At 58.1% G+C, this 24081-nt stretch carries 15 protein-coding genes; 4 read left to right on the top strand and 11 right to left on the bottom strand.

From position 1 onward, the window contains the following. The first annotated feature begins 262 nt into the window (after positions 1–262). The 4 genes from BSF79_RS17715 to BSF79_RS17700 all read left to right on the top strand — a co-directional run bounded on the left by BSF79_RS17715 (position 263) and on the right by BSF79_RS17700 (position 3268). On the top strand, positions 263–982 hold the full coding sequence (locus BSF79_RS17715; protein ID WP_090271161.1) for a ParA family protein: 720 nt from the start codon (positions 263–265) through the stop codon (positions 980–982). A 154-nt stretch (positions 983–1136) separates the two neighbouring features. Beyond that, the gene (locus BSF79_RS17710) at positions 1137–1628 is read left to right on the top strand and encodes a hypothetical protein (RefSeq protein WP_245776446.1); all 492 of its coding nucleotides are present in this window, start codon (positions 1137–1139) and stop codon (positions 1626–1628) included. A gap of 160 nt (positions 1629–1788) precedes the next feature. Beyond that, on the top strand, positions 1789–2028 hold the full coding sequence (locus BSF79_RS17705) for a hypothetical protein (protein WP_090271159.1): 240 nt from the start codon (positions 1789–1791) through the stop codon (positions 2026–2028). A gap of 121 nt (positions 2029–2149) precedes the next feature. Then, positions 2150–3268 carry a Fic family protein gene (locus tag BSF79_RS17700; RefSeq protein ID WP_090271158.1) on the top strand — a complete coding sequence of 373 codons (1119 nt, stop codon included), beginning with the start codon at positions 2150–2152 and terminating at the stop codon, positions 3266–3268. 38 nt (positions 3269–3306) lie between these two features. Here the strand turns inward: BSF79_RS17700 and BSF79_RS17695 are convergent, their stop codons facing one another. The 11 genes from BSF79_RS17695 to BSF79_RS17645 form a co-directional block, all read right to left on the bottom strand. Next, entirely contained in the window at positions 3307–4023 is a 717-nt protein-coding gene (locus BSF79_RS17695; protein WP_090271157.1) for a hypothetical protein, read from the bottom strand. Then, positions 3992–6016: a BREX-3 system phosphatase PglZ gene (gene pglZ, locus BSF79_RS17690; protein ID WP_090271156.1), complete on the bottom strand. Its 2025-nt coding sequence runs from the start codon at positions 6014–6016 to the stop codon at positions 3992–3994. Before pglZ ends, BSF79_RS17695 begins: the two co-directional genes overlap by 32 nt. Then, positions 6013–8751, bottom strand: a complete 2739-nt coding sequence (locus BSF79_RS17685; protein ID WP_245776445.1) for a DEAD/DEAH box helicase — start codon at positions 8749–8751, stop codon at positions 6013–6015. The genes pglZ and BSF79_RS17685 overlap by 4 nt, the downstream gene beginning before the upstream one ends. A 71-nt stretch (positions 8752–8822) precedes the next feature. Continuing rightward, complete coding sequence (locus tag BSF79_RS17680; RefSeq protein ID WP_175545372.1) at positions 8823–11600, bottom strand: DNA methyltransferase; 2778 nt, start codon at positions 11598–11600, stop codon at positions 8823–8825. Positions 11601–11636: 36 nt separating this feature from the next. Then, on the bottom strand, positions 11637–15368 hold the full coding sequence (locus BSF79_RS17675; protein WP_217650100.1) for a DUF6079 family protein: 3732 nt from the start codon (positions 15366–15368) through the stop codon (positions 11637–11639). Between the two features lie 14 nt (positions 15369–15382). Continuing rightward, complete coding sequence (gene brxF / locus BSF79_RS17670; protein ID WP_090271154.1) at positions 15383–15841, bottom strand: BREX-3 system P-loop-containing protein BrxF; 459 nt, start codon at positions 15839–15841, stop codon at positions 15383–15385. Next, positions 15838–16734, bottom strand: coding sequence for a BrxR family helix-turn-helix transcriptional regulator (locus BSF79_RS17665; RefSeq protein WP_217650099.1), 897 nt, complete (start codon positions 16732–16734; stop codon positions 15838–15840). The genes brxF and BSF79_RS17665 overlap by 4 nt, the downstream gene beginning before the upstream one ends. Positions 16735–16915: 181 nt before the next feature. Beyond that, positions 16916–17176 carry a WGR domain-containing protein gene (locus BSF79_RS17660; RefSeq protein WP_090271153.1) on the bottom strand — a complete coding sequence of 87 codons (261 nt, stop codon included), beginning with the start codon at positions 17174–17176 and terminating at the stop codon, positions 16916–16918. An 86-nt stretch (positions 17177–17262) separates the two neighbouring features. Beyond that, on the bottom strand, positions 17263–18195 hold the full coding sequence (locus BSF79_RS17655; RefSeq protein WP_090271152.1) for a DUF2493 domain-containing protein: 933 nt from the start codon (positions 18193–18195) through the stop codon (positions 17263–17265). Between the two features lie 370 nt (positions 18196–18565). Beyond that, complete coding sequence (locus BSF79_RS17650) at positions 18566–19597, bottom strand: DUF7146 domain-containing protein (protein ID WP_090271151.1); 1032 nt, start codon at positions 19595–19597, stop codon at positions 18566–18568. 3 nt (positions 19598–19600) lie between these two features. Continuing rightward, positions 19601–23980, bottom strand: coding sequence for a strawberry notch family protein (locus BSF79_RS17645; RefSeq protein WP_090271150.1), 4380 nt, complete (start codon positions 23978–23980; stop codon positions 19601–19603). Between the last annotated feature and the right edge of the window lie 101 nt (positions 23981–24081).

Below are 24081 nucleotides of genomic sequence, written 5' to 3'. Positions count from 1 at the left end.
TCGACTGCTTGCTGTGGAGCGCAGCGCGGCAGCAGGATCACGTCTCGCGTCAAATGCGTTCCGTACGCTGGCTCCCGTCTACCGTACTTCGGAAATTGGAAGTCGCAGCACGTCAGGCGCTTAGCGTCGAACGCAGGGCGGCCCCCGCAGCGTGCCGTGCGCACATCGCATCCCGACATCTGCTTGACCCTGCCGCCTCAAACGATTAGCGACATTTCAACCTTTTTGTGGCTTTCCACTATTTTTGCAAAAGGACGTCAAAATGCCGAACGACAATCTCGTGGTGATCGCCGCGATGGCCCGGAAAGGGGGGAGTGGGAAAACCACGCTCTCGCGCGCCTTGATCAGCGCAGCCGTTGCCGCCGGTCGCAGAGTTCTTTTGGTCGATACAGACAGCACCGGGGTACTCGGAGCCTGGCACGCGCGGGCGGAGGCTGGGGGTCTTGGCTCACCGCTCCTCCACTGCGCTACCGTCGAAAGTGTTGCTGGTGTCGAAGGCAAGATCGAGCAGGCCTATATGGCGGACACGGCGGACTTCATCTTCATCGACACTGCCGGGGTCGGTGCTGAATGGTCAGATGGCATTGCGGTTCTCGCCGACCACATCGTGACGCCTGTCATGCTGTCGACCTCGGATTTTGACGTCGGCGCGCAGACTGCCGATTGGTTCCGGATGCTGAAATCTCGGGTCGACGATCCAAGCAGCCTCCCGCGTCATCACGTCGTTCTGAACATGGTCGACCCGAAAACCACCAAGGCTGACGCCGCTCTGATCGAGGAGGCCCTCACCCGGTTTCCGGTGATCGAGACCGTGATGATGCGCCGCAACACGTACAAAGAGATGGATCAGAAAGGGCTTCTCCACGCTCTGGCGCTGGAAAAGCAGTCCGATCCCAACCCACTGATGCGCCCACATGTTCGTCATGTCGTCGAGGCCCTCGAGGAGGCGACCGACATTCTCAACAACATTCTGGCGGCGTGAGGGCAGTCGATTGCGAAAGAAAATCCCGACCATCACGAGAGTTGATCCAGCCTACTCCGCAGCGCTCCGACAAGACGGCCGGGACATTCCGGAAAGGGGAGAAGACCAACCGGGACCTGTGACCCCGAAACCCGCGATCGTAGCTGAGCCGGAGATGCGTGCTTTCGAAACTGAGATCGAAACGGCGCAGGCACCAAACACAGTCAACTCGGAAAGCACTGGCCGCAGTCCAGCTCCAAAACCTTCCGCGCTACCTCGTACCAAGACCCCGACCCGGAAGATCGACATCAGGGTCAATGCCCTCGAACGGCAGGAAGCGGCATTGCAGGCCTGTGGCGTCGAGCCCGCACATGTGGTGCGAGCCGCTCTGCGCCGCGCGGTCAAGGGCTGGCACCTGTTACCGATCTTCGCGCCTCCGCCCAAAGAGCAGCGCACCCGCTACACGCAATGGCAAGCCCGCACGTCGCTGGCTGTCGATGCCACCAGCCTGGCGGTCCTGCTGCGCGATCACGACCCGCTCGATGTCCTGAGCAAATGGGCGTTGATCCGGGGCCAGGTCGAGCCGCGCATCTGGGCTGAGATCGACATTCTCCTCGACGAAATCGCGGATCGCGCTGCACCGCCGCAAGAGCCCAACGTGTCGTAAGGGACTTATCTAAAAAGACAACTTGCATAATTCTGGTGGATTTCCGCCCACCATTTTCGGTTCATCTTGCAGTTGCAGAAACTTAATCTTAACACCCGATCAAAGGATTCAGCGGCCTCCGTGTTCACCAGTTTCGAGGTCCAAGTAAAAGGAATGCATCATGACCCTGAAACCCCGCCTGACAGGCGAACCGATCATGCGCATCCTCTGCAAGAAGACCGACAGCCTGGTGGGCTATCTCTACCAATGGAACAATGGCGATCTGCAACCGGCTTGGCTCAAAGACGCAATGGCAGATGTCCGCTATGAACCGATTGATCAGATTACGACGGAGAGCCCCCTCGACCTGCAAGATAGTGCTAGGAAGTCGCACGATCCGTCACATCTTCAAAACGTCTGATGCCGAATCCAGTCTCGGCCCGAGCAGGCAGCTCCTGATGTAGACCATCTGAGTGATAGCATTGACTTCTATGCATCAAGAATGATCTATACGTGAGTTATAGAAAGGATATCTACAACTCATGCCTTGGAACTGGACACTGCCCGATTGGCCGAATTTCCGGTATGATGCCTCCGTACTGGAAGCGTTCGAACAGAAATTTCTGCTGTCCTCCGGCGAGATCGTCGGTGCCGTGCATCATGTCAGCCAGCCTGATCGCGAGCAACTGCGCATCGAACTTCTAAGCGAAGAAGCGATGCAGACCAGTGCCATTGAGGGTGAAATCCTCGATCGACTGAGCGTCCAGTCGTCCTTGCGCCGCCATATGGGACTGGACCCCGACAGCTACCCAACCAAGCCGCGTGAGCAGGGCGTGGCTGAAATGATGGTAGACCTCTATTCAGGTTTTGCGGATTCGCTCGACCACGAGACGCTGTTTCGCTGGCACCGGATGCTCCTGTCCCATGATCCTCGGCTGGAGACCATTGGCGAGTACCGACGGCACGCTGAGGCAATGCAAATCGTCTCGGGCCGCCTTGACCGCCCGACAATACATTTTGAAGCGCCTCCCTCAGTTCAGGTCGCGCCGGAGATGGAGCGCTACGTTGAATGGTTCAACAAGACCGGACCCGGCTGCGCAACACCGCTCCCAGCCCTGACACGTGCGGGGCTCGGCCACCTATATTTTGAGAGCATCCATCCTTTCGAGGATGGCAATGGCCGGTTGGGCCGCGCCCTGGCTGAAAAGTCGCTGGCGCAGAACATTGGCCAACCGAGCCTCATAGCGCTCGCCTTTACCATCGAAAAAGAACGGAAAGCCTATTACGACCAGCTCGAGTTCCACCAGAAGACGCTGGACGTGACGGAGTGGCTCATCTGGTTCGCCGAGATCGTCCTCACGGCCCAACAGGTCACGCTCGACCGTGTCGGGTTCTTCATCAGCAAGGCGCACTTTTACGACCGCCACCGCGGTCAATTGAACGAGCGCCAAGACAAAGCTATCGCGCGGATGTTTCGGGAAGGTCCTACCGGGTTCAAAGGCGGGCTCAGCGCCGAAAATTACCTCAAGATCACGGGCACCTCGCGCGCGACCGCGACCCGGGACCTGCAGGACCTCGTCGAGAAGGATGCACTCAAACGAACCGGCGAGCGGCGGCATACGCGATATTGGCTACACCTGAATCAGGCAACCACGGCCTGATCGCGATCGTTGCTCGGAACTGCCTCAGGCTGACCCCACTAGTCTCGTATCGAAACAAACTGACTTCCAGTACTATCCGCGCGCAGGTCTAGTTCAGATGCAGACGACAAGACAAATCCGAGGTTTTCGCCAAGATCAAACGGAAAAATCACTGGCTGCGCATCTAACGTCCCAAGACCAACAGGACGCCCCGCGCACTCAAGCACGGCCCTAGTCATCCAGCGCACCAGATCCGGCCCTTCCAGAGCAATGGTTTTCTTTCGGGTAAGCGTCTTTCCGTTGTCACTCCGTTCGAGCGTTGCCCAGTCGATCTGGGATTGAAGGACCATGTTGGTCATTCTTCGTGTCCCTTCACGTTCGCCGTAGATTTCCGCCATCCTACGATGCACCTCAGCTGTGGTGCAGTCACCCTGAAGTGACGTTAGTCGACCGATGATCTCAGCCACTTTGGCAAAGAATGGGTATGTTACGATAGCCATTCCCCATGTGAGAGCAGCCGGCGGCGTACTGGGCGCCGCTTGAAAAAGCTCTACGGCTCTTTGCGCAAAGGGCTCAAGGCCTTTGCGCGGCTCCAACCAGAGGCGGTTCAACACCGTTCTGGTCTTCTTTCTGGCCGCCGGTCCTGAATGTGCCTGATCCAAGATGGCTTCAAGTTCGTCGATCTCCGCGAGACCCGCCCTGACTTCTAGTGCTTTTGTCGCCCACTCAAGGCGAATAAAGCGGTCAAATCCTATTTGAGGTGCTGTCGGTCGCATGTTCTTCTTTCTTCATTCTTATCTTTACAAACGGCACAATCAGTTCCTCTAACGCCATTCCTCCGTGAGCGACAATCTTGTTTCCTTTAGGTACAAACGCGCCGCGTTCATTTGCATAGAGCGGCAAGAAATCAGCAGGCAGCCCGGGACTTCCAAACTGAAACGCGTCAATTTCGGGCGGGACAGATGACGCTAGGTCTTCGCTGCGATACGCCCTGACCCGCTCACCCTTCAATTCCGATACAACGCCTTGGCTGAGCCGTCCAATACCTTCGGCATCAACATTGCCGTGGTCCGCTGTGAGATAGATATGATACCCATGCTGAGTGAGCATAAGAAATAGCTTTTCAATGAAGCCAGTATCGCACCATTCGCGAATTTGCCCGGCGACCCCGCGCTTTCCGAGCATTGCTCCGTGCACGATTTCATCGATCATATCGACAACAATACCGGCTACTTTCGTTGTCGGCTTCGAAAGATTCTCCTCTAGCGCGGCCAGCTGTTCAGAGCGCTTGAGCCCTTTTTGAAAAATGACTTCGGGCTTCCGAAGTCCGTGCTCTTGCCAGAACCTTGTCCAAAGCGATGGCTCTTGCGAGGTTGTGTCCATCGAACTCTGGAACTCTCGGGGTTTAAGCCCGGAAAAAAGAGCCTGACGTGAAATCGACGTCAGCGTCGGTAGCCACGCAAAACACCCGCCCTCATCTACAGAAAATTCAGGTGTCCTGGCCGACAAATCTTCACGGATTTGGACCCACTGATCCAGAGCCAGCCCATCAAACACAAGAAGGGCTATTCGGTCCTCGCCTGCGCTGCGGCGCATGGCCAGATACCTCGGGACATGATGTACCATCACAGGAGATTTCGCGACGGGCAGCGATGGCAAATCTGCAAAGTGCTGAAATACCCACTCCCTCAATCGCCCATCAGCGTCATTCTGCAAGGCCTGTATCTGTACCTGCAGGCTATCGGCATCGGCGGCTTTAAGCTCATTGAAGCGATAGATGAGCTCTGCCAACCGACGTGCCGCTTCCACCCAATCTCGATGCGACGCGTCAATTGCTGGCAAATCCGCAGCGATCCTTTTTGCGCCTTCTGATACGAGATGGCTAAGTGCACGAGGATCGCCAATCAGCCCAACTTTGATCCAGCCAGGCAGCTCGGCAGGCAACTGATCAACTTCGACGGGCTGAAGGACGCCTTCTAGGAACATGGTATCAATAATGACCCGCACATCGGGATGATCGAATGGCACCGTGATTGCGGCCCGCTCGGACGACTCCCGCACTCCAGCAGAACCCTCAGTCCGGACACCGTGCTGTGCTAGAAAACCGCACCATGCATCTTGGACCGCGCGAACCATATCGGTCTTGGACGAGAGAAGCTCGACAATCGGCAAGGTTCCGAGGGGCGTATCCCTCAAGACCGTCGCGACATGTTGCGCTAGCAGTTCTGGCAGCCCTGTTCCACGATAGTGAAGACGCAGCACTTCTCGCCAGAAATCCTCCGGCCTGTTCAGCAAATAAGGGCTGAGCCTGAAGATGTGGGTAAGAATGAAATCTTTGGTCGCCCCCTCGCCGAGAGGCTGTGCCGCATGCTTTTTGCAAGCTTGGAACAGGGCCTCGTGGTGTTCGGAGTCGATCTGCCGGACGACACCATAGCTTAGCTTGGGGAAAAGATCAGCCAAGCTCAGATTCAGCGTACGGGCTGATCTGATGTAGTCCCAGGGGAGTGAGTTGAGGTCTGTGCCTCGCAGTTGCAAGACCAGCGCCTTTGCAGTTCCTTCCCTGCCAGTATCCCATGCCGCGCGGTAGCGCTCCTCATACTCGGTCCTGAACGAAACAGCGTCTTCGAATGGCAGGACTTCAAATCCACGTTCACGAAGGCCGTGCAGGATGCGTTCATCCAAAAGGAGGCCATCCGGATCCAGAGCGATCCAGAAGCGTGAAAGATCGGCAGGAAACTCCTGCAGGATGCGGTCGGTCCAAACACTCATTTCTCACCAACCGCTAACTCGCCAACGCGCAAAACGAGAAGTGCATTGAGATCTGGCGAATAGGATGCCGCTGCCTCTAGTTGCGCCATTCGCGCCTCATGCTCATTCTGGAGCCGTTTCCTGCGATAATCACGAACTGTCTGAAGCCCAACCCTTCCAATTGCTTGGTGGCGGGCTTCAAAAGCGTAAAGCGCGCGCCCGCGTTCTTCCTCAATACGTGTCTTGTGCTCTGTCACAAGATCAGAGAACACGCGCTCACCTTGAGCGATGGCAGCGGATTTCGACCGCCTATACCAGTCGTGTGGGTCTTGTGTTGCATGGGTTTCGATCTGTTCGACTTGTTCCGTGAGAAGGACATCCCAAATGCGCTTTGCAGTGGGCTGGAAGGCACGACCCTCGTCATTGACGAACACGGATAGGAAGCGGCGACGGCTGAAGTCGTCAGCCGCTAGGCTGATTTCCCAAAGTGACCAGACGCCTCTCACGCTGTCAGGAAGTCCAGCTATGCGTACGACAGGTACAGGCTGACCAGAGATGCATCGTGGCAGATCCGCAATCAGCGCCTGTGCCCGAGGGTCTTCAAGCGTCACCCACTCAATTTCAGGTCGGTCTGCTGCGGTTCGCGCGTCGAAGCAAACCCTGGCTGACTCACTGCCATCGGCCCAACGTATCCGCCAAGTATCGTCTTCTCGTGTAGCTTCCCCACCGCGCGCTGGCAGCCCAGTGGTAATTGCACGCTCAAGCCAAAACTGAGCGGGGTGGTCACGCCACTTTCGCGCGTCATCCGCATCCAGATCGTGCCCGTCAGCTAAAAGATCGCTACTCTTCCGGCTTTCCGTCAGCGTGTTTCGAAGCTGAGTCAGGACTGCATCGCATTCGGTTTCGATCGAAGCTGGATCTTGAAGCCCCTGAACGAAAAGCTCATCAAAGAGAGGCTCCGCCTCGACCGAATCCATCACATCAGCAACTTTATCCACGCCAAACTCTTCGGCGATTACCGCAAGTTTGGCTTCGAGGACTTCCCGAACACGATGCTCGACCGTGTCTTCGAGCACGAAATTTATTGCCCGCACAATATGAGGCTGACCGATACGATCCACACGGCCGATCCGTTGCTCGACCCGCATGGGATTCCACGGCATATCGAAATTGACGATGATGTGGCAGAATTGGAGGTTGAGACCCTCGCCGCCAGCGTCCGTGGAGACCAGAATACGTACCTCCCCTGAAAATGCCCGCTGAGCCCGGCCACGCGCTTCCAGATCCATGCTGCCATTGAGCGTTGTAACTGAGAAACCCCTGCTCTCAAGGAACTCCGCGAGCATTGCCTGTGTTGGAACGAACTCGGTGAAGACCAGGACCTTCAGTTCAGGATCGTTCTCTTCCTGCTGAATCTTGTAGATCTGCTCCAAGAGCGCCTCGGCTTTGGCGTCAGTTCCCTGTGCCTCGGTCTCACGCGCGAGAAAGAGAAGCGCCTCTACGTCTTTTCGCTCATCGCCCAAAGCTTCAAATGCCACGGCAACATCAATTTGATCATCACCCGTCAGCTCATGCCAATCTCCGACACCTTCTGCAGAAAACAGCTGCAATTGACGGTGATCATCATCCAGAGCAAGAAGCCGCCTTTCCAAGGTGGCCCGGATGGCCGCAGTGCTAGAAGTCACCAACCGCTGCATCAGGATCATCAGAAAACCGATGTGTCTTTGCTTCGATGCCATGGCCTGATTGTAGCCGTGGCGAACGTATTCAGTGACTGCCTCGTACAAGCCCTGCTGCGCCTTGTGGCGATCCAACCAGGCGACCGCTTGCGTCCGTGTCAAACGGGGCTTGAACAGGGGTTTGCCTTCGGCATCGATCGCCAACCGCTTTTCGGTCCGGACGACAAACGGGCGCACACGATCACTGGAGATGCTATTTTCATCTGGAAAGGAGTCACGGTCGAGAAGTTGCATCAGGCGGTGGAACTGGTCAGTTTTTCCCTGATGAGGCGTTGCGGAGAGAAGCAAGAGATATGGCGCAGCTTCGGCAAGTGCTGCGCCAAGCTTGTAACGGGCAACCTGGTCGGTGCTCCCGCCCATTCGGTGGGCTTCGTCTATGATCACGAGATCCCAGGATGCCGATATCAAGTCTTCGAAGCGTTCACGGTTATAGGTGCTAAGCTGCTCCGCACTCCAGCCGCGCCGACCTTCAAGCGGCTTCACAGAATCCAGCGAACAAATCGCCTGATCGTGCAGCCGCCAAAGATTTTCCTCGTCATCGCGAAACTGGCGATATGCGGAAAGCTCGGACGGCTCGATGAATTGGAAATTCTCACCAAAGTGCAGGCGCATTTCGGCCTGCCACTGCCGCACCAACCCTTTGGGTGCCACGACAAGGATCCGCTTCGCCATACCGCGAAGCTTGAGCTCGCGCAGGATCAGACCGGCCTCGATGGTCTTGCCAAGCCCGACTTCATCCGCCAGCAGATAGCGGATCCGGTCCCGGCACATGGCGCGGTTCAGGGCGTAAAGCTGGTGGGGCAGTGGAACGACGCTCGACTGGATTGGTGCGAGAAGAAGGTTATCCTCAAGCGCATCCAAGAGCTTTGCCGCAGCAGCAGTATGCAAGATGTGGTCGACTGTCGGCCGGACAGCGTCGAGCGGCCCTAGGTCGCGCGACCGCGCACGGACGACGGCGTCTTTGCCCGGCAGCCAAACCCGATATGAGGTCTCGCCCCACATCTCTTCCCGGTCCACGACACGGCAGGGTGCGGCATGTCGTTCATGCCAGCACCACGTCCCAATGCCATAGTCTTGGGTCGCATGCGTCACGCATCAGCCTCCGTCCGCGTCAGCGCCTGATCGTACCAGAGCAGCAGCTTTTCGTCCTCTTGCAGCGTCTCGTCAGGCAGTTTTTCGGCGATGCTAATGATCGTCTTGTAATCCTTCGCGCCCCAAGCCGTCTTGAAACCTGCACGCAGCACCTCGAGGCGGGACTCCTTCATCTGACGCTTGGTCGCGGCTTTGTAAGCCTCGAACTCTTTCAGCAGCAACCGTTCGCGTTTCTGTTCCAGATCCTTCGCCTTGTTCGGGTCGGGCACGAACCAGCGATCCCTGGCCTTCGCCTTCAGGCGCGGGTCTTCCTTCTCCAAACCGCGGAGGTCCTTGAAGTTGGTCGACAGATAGCTGTGGATCTGACTCGGTACATCCCCGTTCCCGTCGAAGCGCAGGAAGTTGTCTTCGAGGAGAGCGGAAAGTTCGGGACGCATCTCATGTTTCTTCCAGCCTGCCCCGAGTTGGGTCATAAATTCTGGGTTAAGTTCTTGATATGTTGATGGTCGCTTCTTCAGAAAGTCTGTCAGCCAGTCAATGGCTGAGCGTTCATCAGAAACAAACAATTCCATTTGTGGAGCCTGTTCGGTTTGCGCGCGCTTTCGATCGTACTCTGCTACCTGCTCGGGCAAGAACGTCATTCCATCGCGTTCGAGGAAGCGATTGCGCAGGCCTTCTTGAAACTCCTGACTAGACAATGGCACGGGTGCATTATGGCGTACAAACCATGCCACCATCCGGTCGAACAAAATTCTCGGATCGCGCTCGACAATGTATTCGAGTGTTGCAAGCCTCTGTTTAGCAACAGGCAATTGTCTTAGATGCGACTCTATAAAGTCCCAAACGGACTCAACGCCAACTTGTTTTTCGAATCTTCTCTCCAAAGCCTCGTCTGGCTTATACACAGAGATTGCTAGATCCTGCTTAACAGCTACGGCTGTAGTTACTGCGTTGAAACTTCCTTGCTTTTTATCGAGGGCGGAAACGTTTGCCACGACGAACCCTGCTTCCTGCAGCGCCGTTTGCAAACTGTTCCAAACTGATGCCTTGGTATTAGAAAATACTACCGTCATCCACCGCCCGGGTTTCAGAACTCGATAGTATTCGGCAAAACAACTTTTCATTAAGTGATGATAGTCGACGAGGCCCTTGCTCTGAGCCTTGCTCATCACCGCCTCAGGTGCTTGATCTGTTACTACTCCATGAAACGCTTCCAGAAGAAAATTCAACTCGGAGTACGCTAGATTGTCTCCGAAAGGGGGATCTGTGAAGATATAATCAATAGATCTATCTAGAAGAGGCAAACTAGTCGTCGTTCCTGTCGTTATTGCGGCTGAATTAGAGTAGGTTTTATACTCCGAAAATGCTTTTCCGAGCCTCTTTAGCTTGCCGTCTAGAATATACCAAGGACTGCATTCAGCGTGTTGGGAGCTCAAATAGTACACGCCGTTTAGATATTGGTTAACTTGAGAAAAGTGCGTTGGAACGTATCGAGCCAACATAGTCATTCCCCAAATCGCTTGCTCTACGAACCAAAGAAGCATCATGCGTGTTCTGGGGTCATTGTTCGACGAAGCGCTTAGCCAAAGATGTCCGATAACCTGTTGTGGTCTAGACAGGAATAGATGATGTACATGTGAAAAAGATGCCGAGCCAGCGCGCCACTTGTCACCCCAATTCTGACGGGTATCGGGTGCATGCATCATTCGATCAGTAGGCACACCTTTCGGAAACGGGAGATTTTCAATTTTCTTAAGCCGTTCGAAATCAGCCTCATCAGGCTGCTTCTCATAGCGGACACCATCAACTTTGTAGCAAATCAAAGAAGGTGCCCGCTTAGTAAAGACCACAGTTGCTCCGGTGGCAGAATCCACCTTATTTTCCTCGCGACGTTCGAGCGTTTTTTTTGTCAACTCAGAACCGCAGTGTGGGCATGGGAAAACAGATCTGACACTTTTGTTTTCATCTAACGCCTCAGCGACGAAATTTACTTCACCTGCACATTCAGGGCACGTAAATATCTCGCTCCAGACAGTGAATTCTATCCGTCCTTTGGTTTTCCCGTCAGAATGCAGCGTCTCATACATCCAGCCAATCTCACGCTCGACATCCAGCAGCAGCTGCTTGCCGGCTTTGGCAAAGTCATCGACGTCGAACGGGAGATTGTAGTTGGCGCCTATGAAAGTCGCTGCGGGCGACAAATCGTTCAGCACCACCCGCCGTGGCCCCCATTTCGGCAGTGAATTACCAGCCTTCTTCCATTCCATTTCGATCTTGTGACGATATGTTGACGGCGCAGTTCCGCACCACTGTGCGGCAACACCGGTCATGCCCGAGCCCGAGAAGCCATCCAGCACGATATCGCCCGGCTCGGTATAATGCAGGATCGACGGCACGATTGCCAAGTGTGGCACCTTGGTGTGATAGGAATGCGCCTTGTAGATCGGGTCAGTCTTCCCCTCGGACACATCAATCGCCATCGGCTCACGCGAGTATTTTTCGGCAGGGTCATAGGGACGTCCGTACTGCGTGACGAATTCCGCCAACCACGGATTGGGACATGCAGTGTAATAGGGCGGATCCGACATCGTAAGGATCGCGTCATCGGTTCCCTTCGGGAAGCCTTCCTGAGCCCGAAATACAGGATCTTGCAGCTTCTCGGCCAGCAGCTTCTGAAAATGCTCTCGCCGCGCGTCGTCGCTTGCGAAGGTCATACCGAGGCACTCGACCGGTCCGCCGTTCTTGCCGCCATCCATTTTCATTTGCTCAGTCATCGGTTCATCTCATTTCAAAATGGGTTGGCGGTGAATTCACTCGACCACAAAACGCAGCTTGGTGGTGTCCTTGCCCTTGCAGCGGTCAGTCAAGAACGCCTCGAACCGCTTGCGCAGATCCTCGGGGGTCGCGGGAGAGCCGCCCTGGAGCAGGGCCTGGCGGATATCGCCGCCAGAGACGACCACCTTGTCGAGTCCGGACAGCGCCTCCTGCACTGCGTTTATGAACTCAGGCGTCACAGGATCGGACAGCGTCTTGGTGTCGACAAACCCAGTGACAATCTTGCGCGAGCCTTCCTTTAGCAGTTCGAAGTTCGACTGGATTATCGGATCCTCGAGGTTGTCGAGAAGCGTTTGTACCCAGCCGTCCAGCAGCTGATCGAGCTCGTCATCGAGCTGCTTGAGCACATTGGCCGCGGGCAGCATGTCGCCCTGCTCGTTCGCAGGCCGGAAGTTGCAGTGCGGGCAGACCGGGCTGGCCGCCAGCTCTGAGTCGACCAGAGAAGCGCAGCTTTTTAGCTTGTCGAGTTTCTCTTCAAACGTGGTGAGCTGGCTAGTCGGCATCAAGGAGATGTTCGCCAAAGCCCGCATTGCAACGAGGCGGGAATCCTTGCGCAGTGCGGTCTTGGTCTTGTCTTCGGAGACCCCAAGGCGCGCCTTGCTGTGCAGGCTGACATAGGCCGTCAGGTAGTCCTTCTTGAGCTTGCTGAGGGTCTGCCGGTGTTCAGAGCCATTCTGGTTGGTGTGGCTGGTCGATAGGGCTTCGAGAACCTGCTTGCGGGTGTCCTGGGCTTGCTTCACCCAAGCATGGTCAGACGGAAGCACCAACTCGGCCTGGCCAAGGTAGCTTGCCGTATTCCCGAGTTCACCGATCAGGTTAATAAGCCCCTCAACAGAGTTCAGAACCTCAAGGTTCTTCTTTTGCGCGGCGATATCGTCAGACCCGATGCGCAGGTTCTTCAGCTTGCCGACGGTGTTGTAAGGCGACAGGCTTTCCGAGAAGGCTTTGAGTTCATCGAGCTTTGAGCGCCAATCGCGGATTTCCTCGTCGCGCAGAAGAGGCTGACCCCAGAAGCTGAGCCTGTTAGCCATATCGGTTGATGCCGCAAGAACACGCTTTGTGAGCTTGTTTACCTCCTCCTGAAGCGCCTTGACGGGTTCATCGGATCCCTGAGTTGCCTGCTGTGCAAGCCCCGGCGGGAGTTCGAGCATTTCGAACAAAGAGCGCAGCACAGCCACGTTGATTTCCTTAGGGGCTTCAACGTGTTTGAACTGTTTCAACTCTTCAAGTGGGCGGTCAGCAAGCAGGCTGATTTTGCCAGAGTCGATCTTGTCGCCGGTAATCGCCAAAACGATGTCGCCCGAATAGACCAGCGATCCGAGCACTGCGACCAAGAGATCGGTTTCGAGCCGATACTTGTCCGGGCTGAAATATTCGATGTCGGCATTGCCAGCCAGCAACTCGCTGCGATTGAGCACTTGTCCGTGCCCCTTAGCCTTTAGGCGGGCCAGAACGTCCTGCGCATATCGTGATTGGACAGGATCGATACGATCCCCGTCCAGCATTTCGAGACCATCGAGAACGATCACAGCGTCCTTTGTACGGTTGCTGCCGCTGAGCGCACGAAGGGCGTTGCCGATCAGTTGCTTTCTGTTGGATTCGGTAACCAGCGCTGAGAACGTTGGATACTCCGGCGATACATCAGAAAACCGGCTGCTCAACGCAATCCCGGCAATTACGTTGACAACATCGCGGAAGTTGATCCGCTCATCAGGGCCCAAGCGAGCTTTGTCCCGAAGTGAAATGCCCTTGGTCCAGTCCCTGAGTGTTTTAGATTTGCCCTGAAACGTGACCTCGAAAGCCTCGAGCTGCTTTTCCTGCAGCCATTTGCTCATTTCGCGCAGCGTATCGCGAACGCGGTCAAGGTACACTCCTTTGGCCCCGCCACTTGCGGTTGACGCAAGCTCCTGCGCCGCAGCGTAGAAGCCGAGCAGTCGCTTGATCGTTTCATCCGGTGCTTTCAGGCGGAAAAACACCTCGTCGGCCTTCTGTTCGTCACGAAATCGTGGCGGATCGAACGGCTGAATGAAGTATAGATAGAAATCCCGCTCCGGCTGCGCAGTCGGCCTATCGTTGGGAGCCCCAAAGAAGAGATAGCCGATGCGTTCAACGCGGCGCTCCTGCCACTCAATCTGGTATTGCCAAATCTGGTGCCCCGTCACGTAGCTGGAATCGTCGGTCCGCTCCATGAGTTGGCGAATGGCCCCATAGTAGGCACGATCGAGAGCATCTTCCGACAATGCTTCCGCGCGCTTTTCAATTTGGGCGTCGTAATCAACGTCTTTCTTGAGATCGAGATAGTATTGCTCCGTGTCCGGCGCCTTCGATATGAATTGGCCGTTTACCGTCTTCAGAGTCTCTCGCAGCGTCGTTTGGACCGCCGTAAGCAGGTCATCAGATGGATCCCCGCCCATATCTTCAATGCCAGGCTGAAACAGACACAACGTGTCTCGCAGTTCCTCGGCCGTAGGGCCAACGGGGACATAAATGTCGCCACCCGTTGTCAGTCGATGGACAGAAAGACCATCAATAATGCGTAGCGCCATGGACTTATAGGCCGGGCGTGTAAAGGCTTTGGACACACGTTCCGACAGTACTTCGGATACTTTGAGCACCGGCCCGATGTTCGGATCAGAGCGAAGGACAGAATTCTTCGCGACCGTATCCCAAAATTTATCAAAACCGATGAGCCCTGGGCGGTCTAACGGCACTTCGTCGCCGAGAATGGCTTGGATCTGATCACGCAGCGTGACCAAGGCGCCGCGCTTTTCGGTGAAGACCAGACGCTCAAACGTCCCGATGTAGTCAGGATGGACTGGGAATAGCCTCACATATTCGTCCATACGCTCGTTCATAGAGCCATAGAATTTTGTAAATGGCCCAAGATAGGCACGGATCTTGTCTTGCTGATCAGAAGACTTCTTCAGAAGTCGCTCAGCGACAACGAAGCTCACATCTTGTCGAGCCAGCAAAACCTGCGTGAAGCGGTCTTTCACGCGACGTAGGCTGTCTGCCACATGCTGGAAGCGACTGCTGTCAAAAATCGCTTCCTGAACGCCCGCGACAAACCGGAACCGGAGATGTTTGGTCACCTCTCCGATCTCTCTGAGGAATGAAAGGTCAAGAACCAGCTCGTGATCCTTGCGCGAGCGCAAGAACTCGAGAAATTCGTCAACCACCAAGAGAACGCCCTGGTCAGGATGAACTTCCGCAAAGGCCGACATCATTTCCTCGAAGGCAGCTTTGTTATTGACGACCTTGTCAGCCGGGGGGAACGTGTAATCCACGCCATGCTTATCGAGGAAGACCTCAAGCTGTTGGGTAATGATATCCCGCAACGACATCAGGCTCGAAATCTCGATCCGGTGCACCTTGAACCGGCCGGCAATCGCCTTTGCCGCCTCTGCAACCTGCGGATGGTTGATCATCGGCACATATGACGCGTCTTCGGCGACGAGAGATAGCACCGACATCAAGTGCGACTTACCGGTGCCATAGTTGCCAACCACTAGGACGCCTTTGTGGTCGACGGCTTCATCGAACGAAAGCTGGGGGATCATGAGTTTGGCGATCCGATCCGCCATGTCGTCCGAGATGACATAGGTCGACACCAACTTGTTGGCTTCGTCAGGACGATCGGCGTCGAGAAGCTGAATAACTGACTCAATAGGCTCAAATTGAATGAGATCGCCGTAGCGCATTGCCATCTCGTGGTTTCCTTTCAATTAACTCTGAACGGGACCAAGCCATCACAGCCATAGTCCTGATATTCTGGGTGTCCTGTCGTCGCGTAGGACAATCTGTTTTCCGTTAGTGCCCCTGGCCAAGCAGCAATAACGCGTCGCGCCTGCGCGTGCCGTCTAAGCAAATCGAGCGGATTAAGCCGCAACCCTTGGTCGAACAAAATCTCAAGGTTATCCATCAGCAGGAGACCGTTGGACGTAAACTCACCCGCCAGTCCCTTCAACAGATCGGACGCCTGCAGGTGTCTCCTCGGACTTGGAATTGTAAGTAATTCGCGCCCTAGAGCAGCGCCAACGTTCAGGATTTTTAGATCCCTGCGTTTGGCAAACTGCCGAAGCAAATCGCTCTTGCCCGAGTTTGGCGCGCCGATCAGCAACAGCAGTTTGCTGTTTACGACGACAAGGTCTTCGACAACGCGTTCAAGTGACTCAATCATGCACTGGGCCCCTCGATCGCCGAACCCGACGCACTGGGGATCGGAACCCCAAACTCAGATGAGTTCAAAAGGACAATTTGCTGGTCTTGCGGGCGACGCGCTGCCGGGTCTGTATCAAGTCCTAGTCGTCTCAACGCGTAATAGAGCAGCGCCCGCCGGACTTTGATCTTCGCTTTGCCGCCACGCATACCGTAGTCAAGGGCGATGACCTTTGCCTGCGTTTCTGAAAGAGCGGGATGCGGCACAATTTCCAAAGTGACTTCGGAGTTCCAGTCTTCGTCATCGGTCGCCGTCACTTGGCTCTCACGCACAGCACGGATTTCAAGAACACGTGAAAGTAGAAAATCTTTGAAGCACTCGTCAGTCAGGCAGAAGGCTCTGGAGTGCCAACGAAACCCATCAAAGGCGATAGCGTGCGGCGCAATCCAACGCCAACGAGGCTCCGGACTGGACAGAGATTGATACTTCAACTCTACCTCCTCAGACCGACGAATTGCGCCAACCACAGACCGCAGTGTCACCGGATTTACGCCTCGAACGGGCGTTGGCGCAGAAGCGAATGTTGGGAGATCTGCGATCCAAGAATCTTCACGATCAAGAATACCGTCGGCAACTGAACGCAATTGGGTGAGATAACGGCTCGCGTCAGGCTCCAGGAACTGCGGTCGGAACTCCGAACCGCGCACGTAAGTGCGGGCGCTCTTATCATAGACCATATTTTCAGGAGCAAAGCCGATATACCGGTTAAGGTCGGTGGACGCTTGGTTCACAGAGACACCGAATTGGTCCATCAGATCGCTCCGGTTCACATGCCCCTCCCAGAACAGGCGGAACTCTATGAACTCGAGGCGTTGCTCGACTCCCCAACGAAGTTCTGACCTGTCGCTATCCACCTTGGACTCCCAGCCTTGCAATGCGCATTGTAACTATGCGCGCCCATTAACTGGGCCTGTGACAACTTTAGGGAGCGTGAGTGTGATTATCAATAGAATTTCAAGAGTTTGACTCACACTGCGATCATGCAGGGAATGGTGTTCCGTCGTTGGGGGTGTCATTAGCCAAGCCCAACAGGTCTCACTGTCTGGAATTCAAGTATCCTCGCCGACGCTTCACCGATGCGAGTTTTAAGAGCGCAGTCACTGCATGCCCCTCGTCGGGGTGCTGTTCGATCAACATCTGCCCTCGAAATCCGATGCGCCCCCATTCGCGGACAAGGCACGCGCCTCCAAACAGGTCAGGTTGAATCGTCATGCGATAGAAGCGCCGCATGTTGAGAGACGGATCGACCCGCTTGAGATCGACGGCCGTCGGGAACACTTCCATTTGCTGCATCATGTTGTGGTCACCTCTAGTCAGATAACAATATCAAGGGCTCTTTGACGTTTCCACAATGTTCTTGTTCGACGAAGTAAAAAGGGAGCTCACGCCCCCTTCTCGAACTTCATAACCGGGATACCCAGCTTCTTGGCCTTGTCGGCGAGGTTCTCCTGGATCCCCGTGCCCGGGAAGACGAGGACACCCACTGGCAGCACATCCAACATCGCGTCGTTGCGCTTGAAGGGGGCTGCTTTGGCGTGCTTGGTCCAGTCAGGCTTGAAAGCGACCTGCGTGACGCCCCGGGCTTCGGCCCATTTGGCCGCGATGAGTTCCGCGCCCTTGGGGCTTCCACCGTGCAGAAGCACCATATCGGGATATTTGGTCTGCACCTGATCGAGCTTACCCCAAATCAGGCGGTGATCGTTGAAGTCGGTCCCGCCGGTGAGGGCGACCTTGGGGCCAGCAGGCAGCATCACCTCGGTTTCCGCGCGGCGCTTGGCGGCCAGGAAGTCACGGCTGTCGATCAGTGCTGCGGTCATGTGCTGTCGGTTCACCATCGAGCCAGTGCGGGGCCGCCAGGCCGAGCCTGTGTGATGGACGAACTCGGTGGCGGCGTGATCGCGCATCATGTCCATGCAATTGCGCCGTTCGATCAGGGTCAGGCCTTCGGCCGTTAGACGTTCGAGCTCGACGGATTTCACCTCGGAGCCGTCCTGCTCGCGTTGGAGGCGGCGCTGCGCCTGCTCGTTCTCATCGAGCGACCGCTCGATACGGGCTGTGGCGCGGTGGAAGAGGTTGACCTGGCCCCAGAGCACTTCTTCAAGGTCGGGTTCCATGCGGGTGTCTTCCAGGGTCGCAACGAGGGCATCGAAGATGTCGGCGACAGCGACGGCAAGGCGCTGCCCGTCGGGCATCGGGCGCGGATCGGGCTCATCAAAGGGTCGGAAGCCGTACAGCTGAAGCTCATCGAGCGCATGGGCGGTCTGGGATGCGGTGTGGGCAGGTTCATACACATCGTCGTGGGTTTGGATCGTCATCTGTTTCTTGCCTCCGGGCCTGTCTCGTCCGCGCGTCATCCCGCGCGGCCTTCATGGGCTGCGATAGCCGTCACTGGCGACGCCCCTTCACCCCCTCTTCGGGGCCGGAACGCATGTGGAGGAGGGCGGCAGGCAAGCTATTTGTTTCGCGATGCAAAGCGGGGGCTCGTCCGCCGCGGCGGAAATAGCTTGCCTGCCGCCCTTGAGGGGGCGTCGCCTTTGACGGCCGCCTGCCCATCTCTTGAAGGCCGCTCGGGTGTCGGGTGGATGAGATTTACCCAGAAAGAGGCAAAGGTGATGATCCACACCCGCGACAGGACTGCAGGGCCCCTGCCCCCGCAGCCCCGGACCGCCCCTTGCGCGTCGTGGCTCAAGCCAACAGGCGCTGCCGATCCTCGCGCCCGATCTGCCCTACCAGATGCTGGCGCAGCGCTTCCTTGCCGTTCGCCCGGAGATCATCGTTGAAATCCCCGAGCAGTGGTTCCAGTACCCGCACCGGTACCCCGGCCTTGGTGGCTCTGGCGCTCAACCTCTCTGCCGCGCGTTGCCCAGCCGGATCGCGGTCGATGGCGATGTAGAGGCGCTGCAACCCCTCCGGCAACAGAACGGCTCCGAGATGACCCGATGAGAGCGCCGCCCAGACGGGAAGGCCGGGGGCCGCCTCGGACAGGGACAGCATGGTCTCGATGCCCTCGCCGACCACGAGGATGTCGTCATGCGGGGTCAGCCTGACGGCATTGCCGAGGAGGTGACCCATAGCACGCCGCTGCGTCTCGACCCGCGCCTTTCCCTGTCCGTCAGGCGCCAGCCAGGTGCGATGCACGCCCCGCAAGGCCCCTGCCCCATCGGTGACCGCCGCGATCAGCGCCGGTCTGGGGATGCTTTTGGTCTGACCCTCATCCCGGTGCCAGCACTTCGGGTGGAAGCGCAGGGCGCCCATCACCCCGCCATGGGTGAGGCCCCGGGCGCGGAGGTAGGTGTCGGCAAGCGTGTCTGCTACTGGCATAGAGGCTGCGAACAGGCGCGCCGCCGCCGCTGGCGTGCCACCGGGGGCCTTGGCTTTTCTCGGCACTGGCGCATCCGGGAGGACCGGTTGCGGACGGCCAAGATGCGCGCGGGCCTCGGCCAGAAGATCAGGAAAGCGTGAGATCCCTGTCCTCTCGCGGATGATGTCCAGAAGATCGCCATGCTCGCCGGTTGCGCCATCGGTGAACTTGCCGGCTGCGCCCGGCCCGGATGCCGGACCCGCCAGCCGCACGAAGAGCGACCGGCCGGGATTGTTCTGCAGATCGCCGACGATCCAGTAGGACCCTTCCCGCCGCCCGGCGGGAAGGTATGCACGACAAACGCTTTCGGCATTTGCTGCCAAATCGCGGACAAGATCTTCAGTCTCAGAATACATGAATCAGTTCCCTCCACGAGCATGTAGTCCTGTCACAGAACAACGTGCAAGCAGACGATCAAGCACTGCGATGCCGCTGGAGTCTGCTGGGCAGAACAGGCGCAGCTTCCAGCTGATGATCTCCGAAAAGAAGCCATCGGCCTTGAGCCGGTCCTTGGCGGCTTCCGTAAAGCCCGACAGTTCGATCCGGTTCACCCCCATGACGCGGGACCGGTGCAACTCCATCCCCTCGGCCAGCCGCACGACGGTCTTGCCCTCGAGAACGAGGGCATGAACCTGCGCGCTCGTGAGCTTTGGCGCATCAGTGGCGAGCGTTGTCGCGACCCAAGTCGGCGAGACACGACGACCGATGATACGCTGCCCGTGATCGGTCTGAAGCCGATACACCCGGGTCTCATCCTGGGGAAGTTGTTTCCAGATCGGCAACAGCAGCCCCGCCACGATATGCAGCGTGGTTTCCGAGAACTCCGGCACCTCGGCCAGTTCGGCAGACCAGGCCGCACTGAAGGCCGCGCGGTCGGCCTCGAGCCAATGTGTGTCCTCCATTATCCTGGCCGGGACCGTGTTCGCCTCGGTGGGGCGGATCAGGCGCAGGCGGGGCTCGATGGTGCCGTCATCCAGCATCAGGCTGGTCCCGGGCACCTGCACCGCAGCCCGGCCTGAGCGACTGTTGACCAGTAGGTGCGCCTTAGGATCGTCGAGCCAGTCCAGCGCATCGGCCAGCGACAGTGGTGTGTTGCGGCGCTTTTCCGCGATGGTGAGAAGCTGGGACTCGGTACCGGAGCCCGGATGAGTGTAGATCACCCGAGCGTCCGTCACGCGGAAACTCTCGGCGCGTAGTGTCTCTAACCCAAGGTCATAGACCCCCGCGGCAATGGCACCTTCGATCCGCTGGTCGAGAAGCTCTTCGAAGACAGTGAAAAGCACGCCCTGCATATCGATCGTCAGCGCAAGCAGGCGATTGAGGAAGGTCGTAATTGGCGGCAGGTCATCCTTAAGACCATTGTCGTCGCTCAGGCTGAGACCGGTTGCATCCTCGAAGGCCCCAAGCGAGCAGTCCGCCACATCACCGCGATAGATGCGCCGATAGAGCTGGCGCAGGGCATCGCGAGCGTAGGGGGACTCGAGGTTGTCTTCGGGCCGAAACAGCCCCTGCCCGCCGGTCTGGCGCTGGCCGCGCGTGATAGCCCCCAGCGTGTCGAGGCGGCGCGCGATGGTCGACAGGAACCGCTTCTCCGCTTTCACATCCGTGGCCACCGGCCGGAAGAGCGGCGGCTGCGCTTGATTGGTGCGGTTGGTGCGGCCCAGACCCTGAATGGCCGCGTCGGCTTTCCAGCCGGGTTCCAGAAGGTAATGGACCCGCAAGCGCTGGTTCTTGGCTCCGAGATCGGCGTGATAGCTGCGCCCCGTGCCACCGGCATCCGAGAAGATCAGGATGCGCTTCTGGTCATCCATGAAGGCGGCGGTTTCCGCGAGGTTGGCCGAGCCCGCCCGGCTTTCCACGACCAGCCGCGCGGCATGCCCCTCGCCCTTGCGCACAATGCGGCGCGACCGGCCCGTGACCTCAGCCACGAGGTCGGTGCCAAAGCGCTGCACGATCTGGTCAAGCGCCCCCGGTACGGGTGGCAGAGAGGCCAATTTTTCGATTAGGGCGTCCCGCCTGCGGGCGGCCTCGCGGCATTCCACCGGTTGGCCGTCCCGCACCACAGGGCGAGAGGAGAAGTTGCCCTCACTGTCGGTGAAGGGCTCAAAGAGCTGAACTGGGAAGGCATGGGCCAAGTAATCGAGGACGTATTCGCGCGGCGTGATATCGACGCGGATGTCGTTCCACTCGTCAGTCGGGATTTCCGAAAGTCGGCGTTCCATCAGCGCCTCGCCGGTTGAGACAATCTGGATGACCGCCGAATGTCCCGCGTCGAGATCGGCCTCGATGGCGGCAATGAGGGTGGGGGTTTTCATGGAAGTCAGCAGATGGCCGAAGAAGCGCTGCTTGGCAGACTCGAAGGCCGAGCGAGCAGCCGACTTGGCCTGTCGGTTCAACGTGCCGTTTTCGCCAGTTATGTTCGCGGCTTCCATCGCTGCCGCGAGGTTGTTGTGGATGATGGCAAAGGCCCCGGCATAGGCATCGTAGATGCAGCGCTGCTCGGGGCTGAGCGCGTGAACCAGCATCTCGTATTCGACGCCGTCATAGGAGAGCGACCGGGCCGTATAGAGGCCGAGGGACCGCAGATCGCGGGCGAGGACCTCCATGGCCGCCACGCCACCTGCTTCAATCGCCTCGACGAATTCCGCCCGGGTGGCGAAGGGGAAATCTTCTCCGCCCCAAAGGCCAAGCCGCTGCGCATAGGCCAAATTATGCACTGAGGTCGCGCCTGTGGCGGAGACATAAACCACGCGCGCATTGGGCAGCTTGTGCTGCAAGCGCAGACCCGCCCTGCCCTGTTGCGAGGCAGTGACATCGCCGCGCTCACCTTTGCTGCCAGCGGCATTGGCCATGGCGTGGCTTTCGTCAAACAGGATCACCCCGTCGAAATCCGCCCCCAGCCAGTCGACGATCTGATCAACGCGGGATTTCTTGGCCCCACGCTCTTCGGAGCGCAGCGTCGCATAGGTGGTGAAGAGGATGCCTTCGGAGAGTGGGATGTCGCGATCTTGGGCATAACGCGAGAGCGGCGTCACCAGCAGCCGTTCTTGGCCCAAGGCCTGCCAGTCGCGCTGCGCATCCTCAAGCAACTTGTCGCTTTTGGATATCCAGAGCGCCTTGCGCCTTCCTTGCGCCCAATTGTCGAGCAAGATCCCGGCCGACTGGCGGCCCTTGCCCGCCCCTGTGCCGTCGCCAAGGAAGAACCCACGACGGAAGCGGACGGCATCAGTGGCGTCCTCAGGTGCGGCCGAGACCATATCGCCGGTCTCGTCCACGCACCACGCGCCTGCGAGCTGCGCGCCATGCGCTTCGCCCGCGTAGATCACCGTCTCAAGCTGCGCGTCTGACAGAAGGCCATCACACAGTACGGCGGCTGGCAGCTTGGGGCGATAGCTGGGTTTTGGGGGCGCGACCGAGGCCATAGCCGCCGATTGCACCAGCTTAGTCGGGTGCGGTTCCGCCCCAGGGATGTCGATCGCCTGCAGGCGGAAGGTCTCATAAATTGCATCCGATAGGCGCGCGCTGGCACCGTCCTCGGTCGCGTCGCGCAGGCTATAGGCAAGATCCTCAGCATCGATCTGTGTTGCGGTGCTTGTGGTGGCTGTTGCGGACTTAGCGTGTGACCTGCCATTGGCGGTTCGCGTGGCATGGGCAGAATTTCCCGAAAATGGGGAAAGAGGAGTTTGCGCACGCAATACTGGCGTTTCCAGCACGAGGCGTGGGGGGACATGGGCTGTGATCAGCGACAGCAGGCTGGCCACATCAGGCGATATCGGGCGCGCCAGATCGGCGGTGATGCCGCCCAGCTCGCCACCGCGGCATTTGTCGAAGACCGAAATCCGCGTCTCGAAGCTGGTGCCATGTTTGACAAACGCGGCACCGGATACGGCACCTGTAAAGACCAGATGCGCGGTCTCGGTCAGGCGGCCAAAGGTTTCGGCCCAGGCCGGGGAATCGGGCGCGAAACTGGCACCGGTGATGGCGACCAGCCGTCCGCCGGGGACCAGGCGCGCGAGCGCAGAGCGCAGATGCCGCGCTGTCGCCTCGGTGCTGCGGGCATCGACATTGGCCACCGCCGAGAACGGCGGGTTCATCAGGATGACGCTCGGGCGCAACCCTGCGTCCAGATGATCGTCGATCTGGGCTGCGTCAAAGCCCGTGACAGGCCGGTCCGGAAACAGGCGACGGAGGAGATCAGCGCGGGTGTCGGCAAGCTCGTTCAGCGCGAGGCTGCCGCCCGCGATTTCTGCGAAGACCGCCAGAAGGCCCGTCCCAGCCGATGGCTCCAGCACCAGATCGCGCGCAGTGATCTGTGCTGCAGCCATTGCGGCCAGCCCCATGGGCAGCGGCGTCGAGAACTGCTGGAACCGCGTCATCTCTTCGGACCGCCGCGTATGGGTCGGCAAAAGGCCGGACACCTTGGCAAGGATCGGCAGCAGCGCTGCGGGTGATCCTGCACGCGCCAAGAGCGCGCGGCCGAATTTCCGCAGAAACAGGACCAGCGCGGCCTCGCCCGCCTCATAGGCCAGTTTCCAATCCCAGGCGCCTGTCGCATCGGAGCCGCCAAAGGCGCGTTCCATCTCGCCGCGCAGGCGCAGCGCGTCGATCTGGAAACCTTGCGCCAGATCAGTCTGCAGCGCTTCGGCCACGCTCAAGATCGCAGCGGGCTTATCGGGGGATGGGATAGGGACAACAGGCGCAAGCGCGCGCTCGGTCGCAAAAGGGGCGAGATGGGTCATCGGGAAACTCCGGAATGAGGAACAGGATCAGGCCCGGACACCCTCTTTCGGGCACCCTCAGGCCTGACCTTCCCCGGCCCTCCTCTTCCTCTTAAACCCCA

Source organism: Thalassovita taeanensis (assembly GCF_900110775.1).
In the GTDB taxonomy this organism is placed as follows: Bacteria; Pseudomonadota; Alphaproteobacteria; order Rhodobacterales; family Rhodobacteraceae; genus Litorimicrobium; species Litorimicrobium taeanense.
This window is presented reverse-complemented; position numbering and strand designations above follow the sequence as displayed.

Coding starts and splice junctions, on each gene's coding strand:
- BSF79_RS17715 (WP_090271161.1), top strand. CDS start 263: ATGCCGAACGACAATCTCGTGGTGATCGCCGCGATGGCCCGGAAAGGG.
- BSF79_RS17710 (WP_245776446.1), top strand. CDS start 1,137: ATGCGTGCTTTCGAAACTGAGATCGAAACGGCGCAGGCACCAAACACA.
- BSF79_RS17705 (WP_090271159.1), top strand. CDS start 1,789: ATGACCCTGAAACCCCGCCTGACAGGCGAACCGATCATGCGCATCCTC.
- BSF79_RS17700 (WP_090271158.1), top strand. CDS start 2,150: ATGCCTTGGAACTGGACACTGCCCGATTGGCCGAATTTCCGGTATGAT.
- BSF79_RS17695 (WP_090271157.1), bottom strand. CDS start 4,023: ATGCGACCGACAGCACCTCAAATAGGATTTGACCGCTTTATTCGCCTT.
- pglZ (WP_090271156.1), bottom strand. CDS start 6,016: ATGAGTGTTTGGACCGACCGCATCCTGCAGGAGTTTCCTGCCGATCTT.
- BSF79_RS17680 (WP_175545372.1), bottom strand. CDS start 11,600: ATGACTGAGCAAATGAAAATGGATGGCGGCAAGAACGGCGGACCGGTC.
- BSF79_RS17675 (WP_217650100.1), bottom strand. CDS start 15,368: ATGGCAATGCGCTACGGCGATCTCATTCAATTTGAGCCTATTGAGTCA.
- brxF (WP_090271154.1), bottom strand. CDS start 15,841: ATGATTGAGTCACTTGAACGCGTTGTCGAAGACCTTGTCGTCGTAAAC.
- BSF79_RS17660 (WP_090271153.1), bottom strand. CDS start 17,176: ATGATGCAGCAAATGGAAGTGTTCCCGACGGCCGTCGATCTCAAGCGG.
- BSF79_RS17655 (WP_090271152.1), bottom strand. CDS start 18,195: ATGACGATCCAAACCCACGACGATGTGTATGAACCTGCCCACACCGCA.
- BSF79_RS17650 (WP_090271151.1), bottom strand. CDS start 19,597: ATGTATTCTGAGACTGAAGATCTTGTCCGCGATTTGGCAGCAAATGCC.
- BSF79_RS17645 (WP_090271150.1), bottom strand. CDS start 23,980: ATGACCCATCTCGCCCCTTTTGCGACCGAGCGCGCGCTTGCGCCTGTT.